Here is a 16753-nt window from a genome sequence, read left to right as displayed (position 1 = left end):
CTGACGGGCAACTCCAAATGTATCGGTAATCTTGCTTTTTTACACAAAAACCCTGTCAAGCACTTTTTGCATTTTTTTCGCTGAATAGTTACAAAGTATCTTGGGTTAATAAACGACATCAGGTTATCACTGTGGGAATATCCGTAAGATGAGTGGTGTAATACGGCGTTCGGCGCTGCTGATTCATTGACCATGATTTCTGACCGATACCTGCACTGCCATAGATGATTGTACCTCTTCCGAATTGATCATTAATTTGATCAATTGCTTGCATTAACCGGCTAGTGTTATCTGGGATCGTCTCAGAAAACGGAAAATAAAGCACGTTAAGCCGGTGGCAGTGGTCGCAACGGTCTGAACTTGCCTGCGCCGACCTTGGTGCTGCTGCGCCAGAGGTAATCGCCGGTCAGATTGATGTGTTCCCACCCCAGCGGTGACAGGTATTGAAACAGCGTCTCGTCTACCGGTTTGCCGTGCCCGTTCAAAGCATTGGTTGCCCGTTCCAGATAGGCCGTGTTCCAAAGCACGATGGCCGCCGTTACCAGATTGAGGCCGCTGGCCCGGTAGCGTTGTTGCTCAAAACTGCGGTCGCGGATTTCGCCCAGTCGGTTGAAGAACACCGCCCTGGCCAGCGCGTTGCGCGCCTCGCCTTTGTTGAGTCCGGCCTGCACGCGGCGGCGCAGCTCCACGCTTTGCAGCCAATCCAGTATGAACAGCGTGCGCTCAATGCGCCCCAGCTCGCGCAGTGCAACGGCCAGTCCGTTCTGACGCGGATAGCTGCCGAGCTTGCGCAACATCAGCGAGGCCGTCACCGTACCCTGCTTGATCGAAGTGGCGAACCGCAAGATTTCATCCCAATGGGCGCGTATCTGCTTGATGTTCAGCCGGTCGCTGCTAATCATCGGCTTGAGCGCGTCATAGGCGGCATCGCCCTTTGGGATGAATAGCTTGGTGTCGCCCAGGTCTCGGATACGTGGCGCGAATCGGAAGCCCAGTAGGTGCATCAGGCCGAAGACATGATCGGTAAAGCCCGCTGTGTCGGTGTAGTGCTCCTCGATCCGCAAGTCCGACTCGTGGTACAGCAGGCCATCGAGCACATAGGTTGAATCACGCACGCCGACGTTGACTACCTTGGTGCTGAAGGGCGCGTACTGGTCGGAGATATGGGTATAAAACGTCCGGCCTGGACTGCTTCCATACTTCGGGTTGATATGCCCGGTGCTCTCCGCTTTGCTGCCGGTTCTGAAATTTTGGCCATCCGACGATGACGTGGTGCCATCGCCCCAGTTTCCGGCAAAGGATTGCCGGAACTGCGCGTTGACCAGTTCGGCCAGCGCCGTTGAGTACGTTTCATCCCGGATGTGCCAGGCTTGCAGCCACGACAGCTTGGCGTAAGTCGTGCCTGGGCAGGACTCGGCCATCTTGGTTAGCCCGAGATTGATGCCATCAGCCAGGATCGTCGTCAGCAGCAAGGTTTTGTCCTTGGCCGTGTCGCCGGTCTTCAGATGCGTGAAATGCCGGGTGAAGCCTGTCCACTCATCAACTTCCATCAGCAGTTCGGTAATCTTGACGTGTGGCAGCAGCATCGCCGACTGGTCGATTAGGGCTTGTGCGGTCTCCGGCACCGCCGCGTCCAGCGGCGTGATCTTCAGGCCGGACTCGGTAATGATGGCATCCGGCAGATCATTGGCCGCCGCCATGCGGTTGACGGTGGCAAGCTGCTGTTCCAGCAATGCCAGTCGGTCGTGCAAATACTGATCGCAATCGGTGGCCACTGCCAGCGACAATTCGTTGGCCAGCTTCAGAGTAGCGAACTTCTCGGCCGGCACCAGGTACTCATCAAAGTCCTTGAACTGGCGCGAACCCTGCACCCAGACATCGCCTGATCGCAGCGCGTTCTTTAGCTCTGACAGGGCGCACAGCTCGTAGTAGCGCCGGTCAATGCCATCGTCCGTGAGCACCAGTTTCGCCCAGCGTGGCTTGATGAATGCGGTCGGCGCGTCGGCGGGCACCTTGCGGGCGTTGTCGCTGTTCATGCCGCGAAGCACCTCGATGGCATCGAGTACGCCCTTGGCGGCTGGTGCCGCCCGTAACTTAAGTACGTCCAGGAACTGCGGCGCGTAGCGGCGCAACGTGGCGTAGCTTTCACCGATGCGATGCAGAAAGTCGAAGCTCTCCGGCTGCGCGAGCTTTTGCGCCTCCGTGACGCTGGCGGCGAAGGTATCCCACGGCATTACGGCCTCGATGGCGGCGAACGGATCGCCGCCGCTCTGTTTGGCTTCCAGCAAGGCTTGGCCGATGCGGCCATACATCCGCACCTTGTCATTGATCGCCTTGCCGGAAGCCTGAAACTGCTGCTGATGCTTGTTCTTGGCGGCGTTGAATAGTTTGCCAATGATGCGGTCGTGCAGGTCGATGATTTCGTCGGTGACGGTGGCCATGCCTTCAATGGCCAGCGAAACCAGAGTGGCATAGCGTCGTTGCATCTCGAACTTTGCCAGATCGGCAGGCGTCATCTGCCCACCCTCACGGGCGATCTTGAGCAGGCGGTTCTGGTGAACTTGTCGCTCGATGCCTGCGGGAAGGTCAAGCGCCTGCCAAGCCTTGAGGCGCTCGATGTGTTCAAGCATATGCCGAGAGTTCGGCTTGACGGGCGACTGGCGCAGCCATGCCAGCCACGTCAATTTGCTGCCGTCCTTGCGCTTGAGAAGTTCGTCCAGGCGCTGACGGTGGAGCGATAACAAAGAATCGGTCAACGCCGCGTAAATACGCCGGTTGGCACGGGTGATGGCCTCGGCGCTCGCGCGCTCGATGGCATTCATGGCGGGCAGGATGATGCTCTGCCGCCGCAGGTTTTCGACAAGGGTGCTGGCCAGCACAATCCCTTTATCGGTCTGCAAGGCCAGCTCGGTCAATGTATGCACGGCTTGCCGGTAGTGACTCATGGTGAAGGGCTTGAACCCGAACACCGTTTGCAGCTCGACCAAGTGCTCCCGCCGCGTCTGCTCGCGCTGGCCGTAATCGTTCCAACTTTCCACCGGCACCTTGAGTTGTGCGGCCACCATGCGCAACAGGGGCGGAAACGGAGGCTCATCGATGCCCAAGAAGATGCCAGGGAATCGCAAGTAGCAAAGCTGCACGGCGAAGCCCAATCGATTCGCAGCGCCGCGACGCTGGCGGATCACCGATAGGTCGGTTTCGTTGAACGTGTAGTGCCGTATCAGTTCGTCTTTGGCATCTGGTAGTGCCAGCAGGCTTTCGCGCTCGGTGGCGGACAGGATTGAGCGGCGCGGCATGATCAGTCTTCCCGCAGGTACTGGTACAAGGTTTCGCGACTGATGCCGAAGTCACGGGCCACCAAGGTTTTTTGATCGCCTGCCGCGACTCGCTGTTTCAACTTGGCAATTTGTTCGCTGTTCAGCGATTTCTTTCGTCCCCGGTAGGCACCGCGCTGCTTGGCCAGCACGATTCCCTCGCGCTGGCGTTCGCGGATCAGTGCGCGCTCGAACTCCGCAAAAGCCCCCATGACCGACAGCATCAAATTGGCCATCGGTGAGTCATCGCCGGTGAACGCCAGCCCTTCTTTGACAAACTCCATCCGCACGCCCCGTTGTGTCAGCCCCTGAACGATGCGGCGCAGGTCATCGAGATTGCGTGCCAACCTGTCCATGCTGTGCACCACCACGGTGTCGCCCTCGCGCACAAAGGCCAGCAGCCTTTCAAGTTCGGGACGTTGCGTGTCCTTGCCGGAAGCCTTATCGGTGAATACCTTACCGACTTCGATTTGCTCCAGTTGCCGATCAGGGTTCTGGTCGAAGCTGCTGACGCGGATATAGCCAATGCGTTGACCTTGCAAGGTGCCTCCAAAGGTAAAAGTGTCAGGATGAAATCCATTACCCTTGGCGGCTTGTGTCAATAAATACAAACTACAACTCTATTCTGACGTGCTTTGCGCCAAGCATCTGACATCAGGTTAGGGTATAGCTTAACCGGACACCTCGGCCTCTGTGCCTTTACTGCTTTTCGGTACAACCGTCAAGAACAGGCAGAGCGCTCCGATAGTTATCGCCACATCAGCGAGGTTGAAGGCGGGCCAGTGCGCAAGTCGCCAATGGAAGTCAAGGAAATCAACAACCTGTCCACGCAGCACACGATCCGCGACATTGCCCAGCGCACCGCCGAGGATCAGGCTGTATCCCATCGCTTCGAGACGGGGCAATTGCTGGCACAGCATGCGTCCCAGCCAAGCAGAAACGACCAGGCCCAGCGTGATGAAAAAGTAACGTTGCCAGCCGCCAGCGTTCGCCAGAAAGCTGAATGCCGCGCCGGGATTCAGGACATGGACGAAGTTGAAGAAGGGCGTGACTTCGACCTGTTCACCGTAGGCAAACGTGCGGGTGATGGCGAACTTTGCGAGCTGATCGGTCATGACAGCACTGGCGGCCACTGCGAACCAGACCCAAGTCGATGTGCGGCGAGCCGATTGCCACACAGGGACGGCCAGCGGCATCAGCCACCCGGCGAGCGCCGTGCAACTCAATCCAAGTACCCACCCCGCCAGCACATCGGCAGGAAAGTGCATTCCGGCTGCGATGCGTGACCAACCGACCAATGCGGCGTACAACACCAAGCCGATGCGGCCACGACGGCCTATCAAAGGCCAGAGCGCGCCGACCACCAGCGCGGCATAGGTGGCATGCCCGCTGGGCAGGCTGTAGTGTCGTTCGATGCCCCCGATAACGCGCACCATGTCGCCAAAAACGGCAGGCGGGCGTGGAAAGTCGATCCATAGCTTCAAGATGGTGGCGACGAGAAATGCCAACGCAAAGGCCACGCTAAAGACTCTGAGTCTGTACCGGATGGCATCGGCCCGCGTTGGGTCAGGTGCCGACTTTGACCATCCCCACATCGCCAAGAGCATCAGTGGTGCAGTCCAGTAGTTGCCTATCACAAGGTTGAAGAACGATGCCAGCGGTTCCAGCGCTGCAGGTGTGCTCATGTTGATGGCTTGGAACAACGCGATGTTCAGACCACCCCAGTCGTAGAGAAAGAATTTCCAGCTCATTTGCGCAACAGCCTCAAGCCATTGCCAACGACGAGCAAGCTGGCCCCCATATCAGCAAACACCGCCATCCACATGGTCGCTTGACCCGTGAAGGTCAGCACCAGAAATACTGCCTTGATGCCAAGGGCCAGCACAATGTTTTGCATCAGCACCTGCGCCGTCGCACGCGACAGGCGCACGAAGGTCGGAATCTTGCGCAGGTTGTCGTCCATCAGGGCCACGTCGGCGGTCTCGATTGCGGTATCTGTGCCAGCCGCTCCCATTGCAAAGCCGATGTCCGCACGCGCCAAGGCCGGGGCATCGTTGATGCCATCACCGACCATGCCAACCTTGCCGCTTCGGGCCAGTTGCTCCACTTCGCGCAATTTGTCATCTGGGAGTAGGTTGCCTTGCGCACGGTCGATTCCGGCTTGTGCGGCAATGGCCTGTGCCGTATGGGGGTTGTCGCCGGTCAGCATCATGGTGTTGATGCCCAGTGCGTGCAGCTCGGCGATGGCGGTCCTGCTGCTGTCCTTGATGGTGTCCGCTACGGCGAATAAGGCATGTACCGCCTTTGCGCCTACCAACATCACGACGGTCTTGCCAGCGGTTTCCAGCGCAGCGATGCGCTGCTCCAGCTCTGGTGTGCACTGCCCCAGCTCTTCGAGCATCCGGTGGTTGCCCAGATGGTAGGTCGCACCGTTGATTTGGCCTTGCACACCCCGACCGGGCAGCGCGTTGAATTCGGCCACGTCGAGCAAGGCAACCCCGTCCGTCTGCGCGGCCTGTGCCACCGCCTTGGATACAGGATGGTCCGAGCGGGCCGCCAGACTGGCAGCGATGCTGCGGCTGTCCGAGGCGAGTGCATTGCCCCATGTGACAAAGTCGGTCTGTGCGGGCTTGCCGTGCGTGATCGTGCCGGTCTTGTCCAGAGCCAGCCAGCGCAGCTTGCGGCCTTCTTCCAGATAGACGCCACCTTTGATGAGAATGCCGTGGCGGGCGGCGGCGGCCAGGCCGCTGACGATGCTGACCGGTGTAGAGATCACCAGTGCGCACGGGCAGGCGACCACCAGCAGAACCAATGCACGGTAGATCCAGTCGAGCCATGCCGCACCCATGAACAGCGGCGGCAACAACGCGACGGCGATGGCAACGCCGAATACAACGGGGGTGTACCAGCGGGCGAACTGATCGACAAAACGCTGAGTCGGCGCACGACTACCTTGCGCAGCCTCTACCGCGTGAATGATCCGGGCCAAAGTGGAGTTGTTGGCCAAGGCGGTGACGCGGTACTCGAACGAGCCGGATTCGTTGATCGTGCCAGCGAACACCGAATCACCGGGGGATTTTTCGACCGGGAGGCTTTCACCCGTGATCGGGGCTTGGTTGACGGCAGAGCGGCCTTCCAGCACCTCACCATCAAGGGCGATGCGCTCACCTGGTTTGACCCGGACGCGGGCGCCGATGGTGATTTGCTTGGCGCCCACCTCGCGCCATGTGCCGTCAGCCTGCTGTACCGTGGCCTGTTCCGGGGTCAGGTCGAGCAGGCCACGGATAGCGTTACGAGCGCGATCCAGCGATTTGGCTTCGATTACCTCGGCCAGCGCGAACAGTACCATCACCATTGCCGCTTCGGGCCAGTGGCCGATCAACATGGCACCCGTGACCGCAATCGACATGAGGGCGTTCATGTTGAGATTACGGTTCTTGAGCGCAATCCACCCCTTCTTGTAGGTGGAGAGGCCACCCGTGAAGACCGCGACAAGCGCCAGAACGACAACCGACCAGTGATTGCCGTTGTGGAGCCAGTAGACCGCCTCGGCCGCCGATGCAGTGACCAAGGAGATGCCCAGCGGCCACCAGTTGGTCGGCGTGGTCACAGGGGCGGCGGATGGAGATGCGACCTCTGCCGTGTCCACGACCTGCGCCTCGAATCCAAGCGCTTGCAGTGCCACGAGCACGTCTGGCAGAACCTGGTTCGCATGGCGTACCGACAGCGTGCGCTGCATCAGGTTGAAATCGAGATCAGCAACACCGGCCACGGTGCCGAGCTTGTTGCGGATCAACGTCTCTTCGGTCGGGCAATCCATCTTGGCAATGGACAGCTTGGTCGTCTGCTCGGCCGACGCCTGATCCATGCGCACAGCTTGCATGCCGATGGCCTTCAGCGCCTGCTCGACGGGAGACAACGAAGGCAATTCGTGTCGCACGGCCAAGGTACGTTGCATCAGGTTGAATTCAAGACCCGCCACCCCCGCCAGACCGGCCAGTTTGCTTCGGATCAGCGCCTCTTCGGTCGGGCAATCCATGTTCTCGATGCGGTACACCGCTTGAGCCGATCCGGTTGCCAGCGGGGCCGGTGCCGTGGGTTGGATGATCGGCTCAGTCGTGCAGCCACACCCCTTTGAAGCGCATTCGCTCATGAGTAACTCCTGAAAATCTTCTATTCAGCCTCCATTAAAATCTCTATAGTCACTATAGAGTCAAGTGATAATTGGAGATTGATGCATGGAAATCAGAATTGGCGACCTCGCCAAGCGCTCTGGGTGCGAGGTCGTGACCATCCGCTACTACGAGAAGGAAGGGCTACTGCCGAAGCCAGCGCGAAGCGGTGGCAACTTCCGGCTGTACGGTGAGGCGCACATTGAGCGCTTGCAATTCATCCGTCATTGCCGTTCGCTCGACATGACGTTGAGCGAGATTCGCGCATTGCTGGGTCTGCGAGACAACCCGATGCAGGACTGTGGGGAGGTCAACACGCTGCTGGAGGCCCATATTCAACAGGTGGAAATGCGTGTGTCCGCGCTGTTGCAGTTAAAACGGCACTTGGTTGATTTGCGCGAGAAGTGTTCTGGCTCTCGATCTGTAGAGGCGTGCGGCATTTTGCAAGGGTTGGGCAATTGCAATTGCCATGGTGAAAGTGCCACGAACAGTCAAACATCTGGGTAAGTAAGGGCTTAGCGTGCTTTATTTTCCGTTTTCTGAGGCGACCCCTATCTGACATCGATGAACCAAAATCCAGCTCTGTCTGCTGAACATGCGTACTGGACAGATTCATCAGAATCACCCCCGCTTTGATCAGATCATACCCAGGCGTGTAAATCGTTCTAAGACCACGAAAAGCTGCCGATAACAGGCTATTGGTATCAGATGCAGGACGTACCAATGGCACGGTGATTGATCGGGCATATTGCGGCCCTGGACGATGTTTGCTGGTATGGATAAATACCAGTATTTCCGAAGCCAGGCTTTGCTGTTTACGCAACTTTTCTGCTGCACGGGAAGTAAATTCAGTAATAGCTTCAATAAGAGGTTGTAGTTCACGCACGGGTTGGCCAAATGTGCGGGTATGTGCAATTTCTTTTTTTGGTGCTGGAATCTCTTCGAGATCAATGCAACTTTGTCCATGTAGCTCACGCCAAGTGCGCTCCAATACAACGCTGAAGCGTTTCCTGACGGTTGCAGGAGCGAGCTGCACGAAATCTTGTACCGTTTTAATGTTTGCCTCCTTGAGCTGCTGGCTGATTCGCCTACCAATACCCCAAACTTCACCAATATCTGTGGCACCAAAAAGATACATTCTCTGGCGTTCAGTCAGTTCAACCAGGTTGCAAACTTGCGCCAGGCGGGGAGGGTAGCTGCCGGGTTTTCTATCAGCTTGTTTGGCGATGTAATTAGCCAGCTTAGCCTGCGTCTTGGTCTGGCCGATTCCGACGCAAGTCGGAATTCCAATCCATTGCAGGATTTTGGCTCGTGTATTTCGGGCACGTTGAGTAACATCTGGAGTTCTGTACAATCCAAGGAAACACTCATCAATGGAATAGATTTCCTGTGAATCTCCCAACTCAGACGCCAAGCTCATCATACGGCTGCTCATATCACCGTACAGTGCGAAATTGGCTGACAGAGCAACCAGCCCGGCAGATTTCTCCAAGTGTTTAACCTGGAACCAAGGATGCCCCATTTTGACACCCAAAGCTTTCGCTTCTTCAGAGCGGGCAATGGCGCATCCATCATTGTTCGAAAGGCAGATTAGCGGTTTGCCCTGCAACCGTGGCTGGAATACCCGCTCACAGCTACAGTAAAAATTATTGCCGTCTATCAGTGCGAACATGGCCGATCGTTATTTCAGAACTGCTTGATGCAGGAAGTGACTACTCCCCAGACTTCCAGGGTTTGACCATCTTTGAAAACTAAATCCGCATAATCTGGATTAGCAGCCCGAAGTTTAGTTACACCATCCTGTAAATATAATTGCTTACAGGTGAATTCACCATCGACGCAGGCGATCACGATTTTCCCATGTTCTGGTGTGATAGCTTTATCGACGACCACAATATCCCTGTCATCAATTCCAGCCATGGCCATGGAATGGCCTTTTATCCGCATGAGAAAAGTCGCTTCCGGATGCTTGATCAGCTCGTCACTCAGATCTATTCGTTTGAGCAGAAAATCATCTGCAGGACTCGGGAATCCGGCACGAACACCGGAATAAAGCGGGACAAAAATGGGTTGGCCGATCTGCACAGGAACAGGCTGGTTGTAATCCAAAATAAGCATAAATTATTTAACTCGATACGGTAATAGGCAGATTTACAGGCAACTTATATTTAATGACGATTTCATATTAATTGAGTCATGAGATAAGATCAAAACTAATATTTTAGGTATTAGTTTTTGTCTGTGTTTTGTAAGTTATTAATAAATATATGAAATACCTGGTTGACAATAATGTTTATTGAATGCTATACGAAATCCGTAGCATTTTCTGTTTACTCAAACATTAAGCTTTAGACGGCATTTAGACCTGGATAGCTTCTGATGAAACCAGCAGATTGAATGCTACTAAATCATATCTTTTAATCGCCCATTATGGGTTTCATAGGGAGAAAAAAAATGAAAAAGTTTAAGGTATTTTTTTCTGTCTCAGCCGCCCTTCTTTTAATGTCAGTATCCGGTCTCTTATTTGCACCACCATTTGACCTGGGTTGGAGATTCGGTCATTCAACGATAGTTGCCAGAAACTTAGCTCCTAATTGGACAACTGCACTTGGTGAAGCTGCAACGCAATACAATGCTGCAGGCAATTTATCTTTTTCCTGGGGGCCGTCTCATTTAGACCCTCCCTATTCGGGACATGTAGCATTCGAGGAAATAGACTTTGGAACTGATTTTGTGTACGGAATTGCCGAATCGTATAACGTTTACGGTAACCTATGTCATCTTGGACATTGTAATACGACAAACCTAAAAGCAGATTTTGGCCATGTGAAGGTAAATTCAAGGCATAACGGTGCCTATAGTGATTATAAGCGATTCCTAGTGCTTCATGAGTTTGGCCATATTTTAGGAATGGGTCACAGTTCATTTTGTGACAGTGTAATGGGCTCAGTAAGTTGCTGGCCAGTAGCTAATAATTTGACCTCTATTGATCAAGCTTTAATTGGATCATGGTACCCGTAATAATCTTATATAGCTCGTATATTTATTGTTTATAGACTAATTAAGGGGTCAAACATGAAGCAAATATTTCGTTCAACTCTAACTGTACTATTCATTTTTTTCTCTGTAAGTTCTTACTCTGCTTACGTACTTTACGCACCAATTCCTGAAAATATTAATGAACTGATAGAAAATTCTGATGTTGTTGTAGTCGGTACATTTGGCGATATCATTGACACAAGGCAATTTTATGGTTATCAGGAAAGCGCTGCATACCTAGCAGAGCTGGATAAGACAGTTCCTTATAATTTCGGCATACCTTTGGTTGATATACAGATTCACATTACAGAAGTCATTAAAAGTGACGACCAGTTTAGATCAGGTGATCAGTCAAATGTGACTTTCAGATACTTTGAAAATGCAGACAGTGCAAATGGCCCGGAATCCACGCAGGATAGAGAAGGGCAAAAACTCTTCTTTTTAACCAGGGTTCCGAATAATGATGTATATGGAATTGCTACCAGTATGCATATAGTACATCTCGCCGATACTGAATATGGCACTTCATATTCTGATCCTGGCAGTAATCTTACTTTAAGAGGAAATAGGAAGCCTATTCCATTTGCGGTTTCTCACTCATCTGATGAATTTCTCAACGAAATCCGAAAAATTGTAAATGACCAATAATCGCGGTAAGTACATATTTGAATATAAATATATACTGATATGTAATTTTTTCTGAAAAGGGTTTACGCAATTTAGATTAAGGAAGTTGATATGCAAAATAAATACATGAGAAAGATAATACTTATATTACTGATGACTTTGTCATCGGTTGTATTTGCTGATAGTTCAGATGATCTGAAATTTATCGACGGAATTTGGCAATTTGCCGGCTACACTCCTTTTGATCCTTTTGAGCCTGAGGAGAACAGTGAAAAATTTTATTCACTGCATTATGATGGTAATACGCTGGTTTTAGTCGACTTTGAGTCTATGAAATTTACTGATAATACCTTCGCAGCTACTTATTTAGGAGGACAAGAAAAGACTAGGGAATTTATATTGGAGCCGTTACGTTACATACCTCATCCTCAGTTTCCTTCCATGAATCTCAGGCATAAATTGCATGTGATTTTCACTTCTGATACAGAAGCTGTGATCAATCCGATTTTTGAGTCGCCTATAGCTGATGGCATTAGCATCAAGATAAGGAAAATTTTCAAATAAATCAGTGCGGTTTCAAACCTTTTTTCCTGAATTCAACCTTGGCGTGATATCGCACAAATGTTCTGCAATCGCGCTGAGGTTTCATTCATTTTCTGGAAGATGCCCCCTTGTTTTACGCTGCCCTCGATGCGGTGTAAACACATGCGAGCTTTTTGGCAACGGGGTGGGTTAGAATTTTCTTGAGCTTGTCGATGTGATTTGTCATAGTGTCATCTCATAGTCGTTGTCGTCAGACTCCTCCGGCATGAACTCGGCCCGCATGGCTGCTACGTGTAATAACCTGCATTTCAAAGTGGATCAACCAGCATTCAGCAAGATTTTGAGCCAGAAATAATTGCATCTATCCACCCTCGCAAACCAGAGATAACTGCAAATGAACCTGCAATTATTCTCATCGACCTGCACGCGAACCAACAATAAATGCAACTGACAGAACGTCCATGTTAGATCGTTAATCCCGAGTGGGTATTAGAAGATAATCGCATTTATTGAAATCAAAGCATTTAAGTAGATTCTGATGTCCATGCCTTATTTTACTTCCTCTGACGTACTCAAGTTATTGAGTATGAATGCCGTCTCATCTGTTTATCTTACACACAGAATTATTGGACAAAATGTCTTATATATTGCGTTAGGCATCTGTTATGAGCGATTTCAAGAATTTGGTTAACTTGGTGAACTCATTTGAGTTGGCAGGAAAGAGATATGGGGCAGAGCAGTGGCTATCGATACTTTTTTCGAGGTTCGCTAGTCTCAAGTACACGGACGAATGGATTAAAGCTGGAACATTCGAGGAAACTGACGTAAGGCCAATGGCTCTGTTTCGCATCGAAAGCGCGACCATTTGGTACGAACAGAACATTCTGCAAGCTTAAAGCTTTACGATCAATACGCACAGGATATCGTTAACCGCGGCTATGGCGAAAAGTTTGCGATCGATCACTCGGCGATATGGCGGGAAGTAAGGAACCGCGCTGGCTATCTGGATTCCGTCTATTTCGAGATCGATTATTTCATTTCGCAAATGATAAAAATTCATAGTATAGCTCATTCTGGGAAGAACAAAGTTAGCGCCTTCTCGTCATTGCTCGATCATTTCTCCATGAGAACTGCCGGGCCAACAAAGCAGGAGATCGTGTCAGAAATTCTGTCACATCTGCCCACAAGCATGGCGGCGAGTTGTAGCGAACTTACCGAACGGAGTAGCGCTACGGTACCGTTCCAGAAATCATTCGAGTATTTGACCTTAATCAGAAACTCTCTGCACAACAATGGTTTCGCCACTAAGAATATGAATAATCTAGTTATTGGCCCGTTCGAGTACAAAGGAATCGTTGAGAATCAATCGTTGCAGTGCATGGATATTCCAAATTTGGTTGTACTAATCCTGCAGATGGTAAATTGCATAGAACAATTGTGTGAGCGATCTGTGGCGAAAATTACGGCTCCTCAAAATGATCCGCACTTGGAGTTCATGAAAAGCCAGCTTGGCTTTTATCCGTAAGTGTAATGACCTGCATTTCAAACTGGATCAACCAGCATTCAGCAATATTTTGAGCCAGCAATAACTGCATCTATCCTCCCCCGCAAACCAGAGATAATTGCGAATGAACCTGCATTCATCCGCACCGACCTGCATTTCATCGCGTCGAACCAGGAATAAGTACGACTGACGTGCCCCTCATTTTAGATCGGCAATCCCGCCGCTGATCAGGTGGGCAACATCAACATTCGTCGGAAGTGTTTTGCGTATCCTTGCCATAACCCCTGCATATCATCACCTCAATGAATAAAGAAAATTATGGCTTAAATTTCTCTATCTGAACAGTATTGGGTGTAAACCGCAGAAATTACCTGGTTATTCAGGTCTGAGTACCGACACCAGCGCTTCCCGGTGAAAACACCGGACCTTCAGCCCAACTTTGGGGCAGATCACAAAAAGCTGTTTCCAGAGAACCCGGAGCCGGGCTTGTTCAACAACCGGTTATGTCGTGATCGCGAAGCGAACCACGACATAACCTTAATCGTTAGGCATTCAACGTTACTCAGACCCCAGTTATTAGTGCTCACCACCAGCCTGTCGCTGTCGCAAGCGAGAAAATTCCCGCCCCAATCACGGCTCCGACAACGGCTCCCTTCGGACCGGCAGGAGAGCCAGTAATGGCCCCAGCCGTTGCACCATCGACATCGTCGCCAACCCATTCGGGTGCTTTAGCCGGACCAGTTCCCGATGTGAGCGCCAAGAACATAGAATGCCGCGCCACCGAAGTAGACATCAACAAAACCTCCTGAATATGTGGCTCCAACTTCCCACCCAATATCTCGGTCTCCAGATCTACCACGCGACGCTGAAATTCCGAGACATTGCATTGCTGGCTCCGCATGCTATCAATAGAAGCGCGTAGTTCACGATAATACTTAAGGAGAGTTTCGGCAACCCGACACTCCAGTCCTTCAATTACTATCTTTTCGATTGCCATCGAATCGGGTCTAGAATTAGGAAACGCATCACGTGGAAACGGAACAGCTTGATCTCCTGGGATAGGGAAGTTGCTGCGAAGCCAGGCCATGAAATCTGGGCACGGACAACCCTCCTGAACAACACAAATGCAATTTAGATCCCAAATAGATGCCTTTCGTACGATCTCAACAACTCCGGTATAAATAGAATCGCCAGTAGGTTGTAGTTCCCGATATCGATCGTTTGTAATCTGGGTAATAACAACAGAAAATAGTGCGTTATGAAGAATGCCCGCTGCATCGAACGGATTATTCGGGTTTGCTGCGGCATTATGAGCATAGTAGTCAAAGGGGATTGAGAGAGATTCTCTACCGTCAAATGTATAGGTAGTATGAGTCATAATAATCTCCAGAGAAGTGATCGTAAGAATTGGAAATAAGCTACGAAGTTTAAGAATTGAAATTTTTCAAGTTTCTCTCATTTAGGCCTCCATAAATGTTAGCGAAACGAAGTATTTTTGTTTAGACTGCACCTGACGAGGAATAACTGCAATCAAAATCAAAATGTGAGGTGTCGTTACAACAAACGTCCATTTATTGGACTCGATTACCAACCTCGCGCAAATGTGCTGCAACCCGCATTCCGGCACTCCATAATCTCTTTCCAATATTCAAATTCCAGTTATACTTGAATTTCGTGATTTATTGGACTTGCTGCCATGTTGATCGGCTACGCTCGGGTATTGACCGATGACCAGAATCTTGACTTGCAACGGGATGCCCTGAAGGGGGCCGGATGCGAACGCATTTTTGAAGACACGGTGAGTGGTGCCAAGGCGGATCGTATCGGTCTGGCCGCACTCATGAACGTGTTGCGTGCTGGCGATACTGTCGTCATATGGCGGCTGGACCGGCTGGGCCGCTCGCTCAAGAATCTGATCCAATTAGTGGAACGTCTCGAAACCGTCAAAGTAGGACTGCGCAGCTTGCAAGAAAACATCGATACCACCTCCAGCGGGGGCCGCTTGGTGTTCCATCTGTTCGGCGCACTGGCCGAATTCGAGCGCAACCTGATTCGTGAACGTACCCAAGCTGGCTTGCTCGCAGCGCGTGCGCGTGGCCGTATGGGTGGGCAGCCGAAGCGGCTTGATCCCACCAAACGGGCGCTCGCGCTGAAGCTTCATCACGAACGCAGTCACACCATCGAAGAAATTTGCAGAATGATGGGTATTTCCAAATCAACGCTGTATAACTATCTCGATAAGGCTGACAGCGATGTCATCGGGATAGCGTAAGCAGATTCCCACCGATACGCTACTGCAATTGCGGCAACGGCTGGACCGTTTGCCACGCAAAAGTCCGGAGCGGGTCGTACAGGTGCTGGCCGTAGCCGAACTGTATGGTCTTCTCGACCAGCTCGGTGTATCGCGCACTCACAGACTTCCTTAAGCCCCGCACGACACATCGTGTCGATCACGGCAAGCCGCGCGTACTGCCGAAAGCGGAGCTGGAACGCTACTGCGAGGTAGTCGCGGCGCTCAAACTGAGAACCACCAACAAGCAAGGCCGTCATTTGTCCACCAAGCGCGCAATCGAGCTGCTGGAAGATTATGGTGTCGAAACAGAGCAAGGCATGGTGCGCGTGCCGAAAGGCATCCTCACACGTAGCACAGTCAACGCATATCTCACACGCTGGCATCTTGATCAGACCCGCTTGCGCCGGCAGCCGCCCGCTGTCCGGTTCCAGGCTGAACGTAGCAACGACTGTTGGCAATTCGACATGTCACCATCGGATCTTAAGCGCATCGAAAAGCCTGACTGGATTAATCCTGACAAGGGCGAACCGACGCTGATGTTATTCAGCGTAGTGGATGACCGTAGCGGCGTAGCTTACCAAGAATATCATTGTGTCTATGGTGAGAATGCGGAATCCGCGCTACGTTTCCTGTTCAACGCCATGGCGCCGAAGAGTGAGGTGGAATTCCCGTTCCAAGGAAGGCCGATGTTGATCTACCTCGATAACGGGCCGGTTGCCAAAAGCCGTGTATTCCAGAATGTCATGCTGGCGCTCGGCATTGAATGGCGAACGCATATTCCTGCTGGTAAGGATGGTGAACGTGTAACCGCGCGCTCGAAAGGCAAGGTCGAACGACCGTTCCGGACGGTGAAAGAAGCGCATGAAACGCTGTACCACTTCCACAAACCGGAAACTGAACAGCAGGCCAACGAGTGGCTGATGCGCTACCTGCTGCGTTATAACCGCCAGGACCATCGTTCTGAATCGCACTCTCGCATAGAGGACTGGCTTGCCAACCTCCCGTCGGATGGTATCCGCGAAATGTGCGTCTGGGAGCAGTTTTGCCGTTTCGCCCGTGAACCCGAGCGGCGTAAAGTCGGCACCGATGCGCGTGTCTCAGTCGGAGGGTACCACCTATGAGGTAGAGCCTGATGTGGCGGGTGAAACGGTGCTGTTGTTGTGGGGTGTAGTGGTCTAATAGCACCGGACACTTTAATAAGAGATAATATTTATCAACTATTGAGGTGTTAGCATGGGACAGAAACGAACATACAAACAAT

General features: G+C 52.0%; 13 protein-coding genes and 2 pseudogenes. 7 read left to right on the top strand and 8 right to left on the bottom strand.

Annotated features, from left to right (window positions below):
• Positions 1–118: 118 nt before the first annotated feature.
• The 5 genes from BLV85_RS11995 to BLV85_RS11975 all read right to left on the bottom strand — a co-directional run bounded on the left by BLV85_RS11995 (position 119) and on the right by BLV85_RS11975 (position 7467).
• Positions 119–274 (bottom strand): DUF4113 domain-containing protein, encoded by a 156-nt coding sequence (locus BLV85_RS11995; RefSeq protein WP_090415476.1) that lies wholly within the window; start codon positions 272–274, stop codon positions 119–121.
• Positions 275–326: 52 nt separating this feature from the next.
• Positions 327–3296 carry a Tn3 family transposase gene (locus BLV85_RS11990; RefSeq protein ID WP_004213592.1) on the bottom strand — a complete coding sequence of 990 codons (2970 nt, stop codon included), beginning with the start codon at positions 3294–3296 and terminating at the stop codon, positions 327–329.
• 2 nt (positions 3297–3298) lie between these two features.
• Complete coding sequence (locus tag BLV85_RS11985; RefSeq protein WP_004668444.1) at positions 3299–3925, bottom strand: recombinase family protein; 627 nt, start codon at positions 3923–3925, stop codon at positions 3299–3301.
• Positions 3926–3985: 60 nt separating this feature from the next.
• Entirely contained in the window at positions 3986–4999 is a 1014-nt protein-coding gene (lspA, locus tag BLV85_RS11980; protein ID WP_245725207.1) for a signal peptidase II, read from the bottom strand.
• Between the two features lie 62 nt (positions 5000–5061).
• Positions 5062–7467: a heavy metal translocating P-type ATPase gene (locus BLV85_RS11975; RefSeq protein ID WP_034375348.1), complete on the bottom strand. Its 2406-nt coding sequence runs from the start codon at positions 7465–7467 to the stop codon at positions 5062–5064.
• 85 nt (positions 7468–7552) lie between these two features.
• Here BLV85_RS11975 and BLV85_RS11970 point away from each other — a divergent pair.
• Positions 7553–7879: pseudogene (locus BLV85_RS11970) on the top strand (Cd(II)/Pb(II)-responsive transcriptional regulator); the annotation flags it as partial.
• Here the strand turns inward: BLV85_RS11970 and BLV85_RS11965 are convergent.
• Both BLV85_RS11965 and BLV85_RS11960 read right to left on the bottom strand, forming a co-directional pair.
• Positions 7797–9158, bottom strand: a complete 1362-nt coding sequence (locus BLV85_RS11965; protein WP_425433809.1) for a Y-family DNA polymerase — start codon at positions 9156–9158, stop codon at positions 7797–7799. The pseudogene BLV85_RS11970 and the gene BLV85_RS11965 sit on opposite strands and share 83 nt — an antisense overlap.
• Before the next feature lie 14 nt (positions 9159–9172).
• On the bottom strand, positions 9173–9604 hold the full coding sequence (locus BLV85_RS11960) for a LexA family protein (protein WP_090415475.1): 432 nt from the start codon (positions 9602–9604) through the stop codon (positions 9173–9175).
• 336 nt (positions 9605–9940) lie between these two features.
• Between BLV85_RS11960 and BLV85_RS14940 the strand changes: the two genes are divergently transcribed.
• From BLV85_RS14940 to BLV85_RS11940, 4 genes are all read left to right on the top strand, one after another.
• The gene (locus BLV85_RS14940; protein WP_176974032.1) at positions 9941–10507 is read left to right on the top strand and encodes a matrixin family metalloprotease; all 567 of its coding nucleotides are present in this window, start codon (positions 9941–9943) and stop codon (positions 10505–10507) included.
• 54 nt (positions 10508–10561) lie between these two features.
• Positions 10562–11173 carry a hypothetical protein gene (locus tag BLV85_RS11955; protein WP_090415473.1) on the top strand — a complete coding sequence of 204 codons (612 nt, stop codon included), beginning with the start codon at positions 10562–10564 and terminating at the stop codon, positions 11171–11173.
• A gap of 90 nt (positions 11174–11263) precedes the next feature.
• On the top strand, positions 11264–11716 hold the full coding sequence (locus tag BLV85_RS11950) for a hypothetical protein (protein WP_090415471.1): 453 nt from the start codon (positions 11264–11266) through the stop codon (positions 11714–11716).
• Positions 11717–12560: 844 nt separating this feature from the next.
• A complete protein-coding gene (locus BLV85_RS11940) occupies positions 12561–13220 on the top strand; it encodes a hypothetical protein (RefSeq protein WP_143032338.1) in 660 nt (219 codons plus the stop codon).
• Between the two features lie 562 nt (positions 13221–13782).
• Here BLV85_RS11940 and BLV85_RS11935 read toward each other — a convergent pair.
• Positions 13783–14577 carry a glycine zipper family protein gene (locus tag BLV85_RS11935; RefSeq protein ID WP_090415462.1) on the bottom strand — a complete coding sequence of 265 codons (795 nt, stop codon included), beginning with the start codon at positions 14575–14577 and terminating at the stop codon, positions 13783–13785.
• A 318-nt stretch (positions 14578–14895) separates the two neighbouring features.
• Between BLV85_RS11935 and BLV85_RS11930 the strand changes: the two genes are divergently transcribed.
• Complete coding sequence (locus tag BLV85_RS11930; RefSeq protein WP_090415460.1) at positions 14896–15471, top strand: recombinase family protein; 576 nt, start codon at positions 14896–14898, stop codon at positions 15469–15471.
• Between the two features lie 4 nt (positions 15472–15475).
• Positions 15476–16662, top strand: a pseudogene (locus tag BLV85_RS11925) (transposase family protein); the annotation flags it as partial.
• Positions 16663–16753 lie beyond the last annotated feature (91 nt).

The organism is Nitrosomonas halophila (genome assembly GCF_900107165.1).
Taxonomy (GTDB): domain Bacteria; phylum Pseudomonadota; class Gammaproteobacteria; order Burkholderiales; family Nitrosomonadaceae; genus Nitrosomonas; species Nitrosomonas halophila.
The sequence above is the reverse complement of the archived record's forward strand: the minus strand, read 5'-3'. Positions and strand labels throughout refer to the sequence as shown.

Coding starts and splice junctions, on each gene's coding strand:
- BLV85_RS11960 (WP_090415475.1), bottom strand. CDS start 9,604: ATGCTTATTTTGGATTACAACCAGCCTGTTCCTGTGCAGATCGGCCAA.
- BLV85_RS11990 (WP_004213592.1), bottom strand. CDS start 3,296: ATGCCGCGCCGCTCAATCCTGTCCGCCACCGAGCGCGAAAGCCTGCTG.
- BLV85_RS11950 (WP_090415471.1), top strand. CDS start 11,264: ATGCAAAATAAATACATGAGAAAGATAATACTTATATTACTGATGACT.
- BLV85_RS11955 (WP_090415473.1), top strand. CDS start 10,562: ATGAAGCAAATATTTCGTTCAACTCTAACTGTACTATTCATTTTTTTC.
- lspA (WP_245725207.1), bottom strand. CDS start 4,999: ATGAGCACACCTGCAGCGCTGGAACCGCTGGCATCGTTCTTCAACCTT.
- BLV85_RS11975 (WP_034375348.1), bottom strand. CDS start 7,467: ATGAGCGAATGCGCTTCAAAGGGGTGTGGCTGCACGACTGAGCCGATC.
- BLV85_RS14940 (WP_176974032.1), top strand. CDS start 9,941: ATGAAAAAGTTTAAGGTATTTTTTTCTGTCTCAGCCGCCCTTCTTTTA.
- BLV85_RS11935 (WP_090415462.1), bottom strand. CDS start 14,577: ATGACTCATACTACCTATACATTTGACGGTAGAGAATCTCTCTCAATC.
- BLV85_RS11995 (WP_090415476.1), bottom strand. CDS start 274: ATGCAAGCAATTGATCAAATTAATGATCAATTCGGAAGAGGTACAATC.
- BLV85_RS11965 (WP_425433809.1), bottom strand. CDS start 9,158: ATGTTCGCACTGATAGACGGCAATAATTTTTACTGTAGCTGTGAGCGG.
- BLV85_RS11930 (WP_090415460.1), top strand. CDS start 14,896: ATGTTGATCGGCTACGCTCGGGTATTGACCGATGACCAGAATCTTGAC.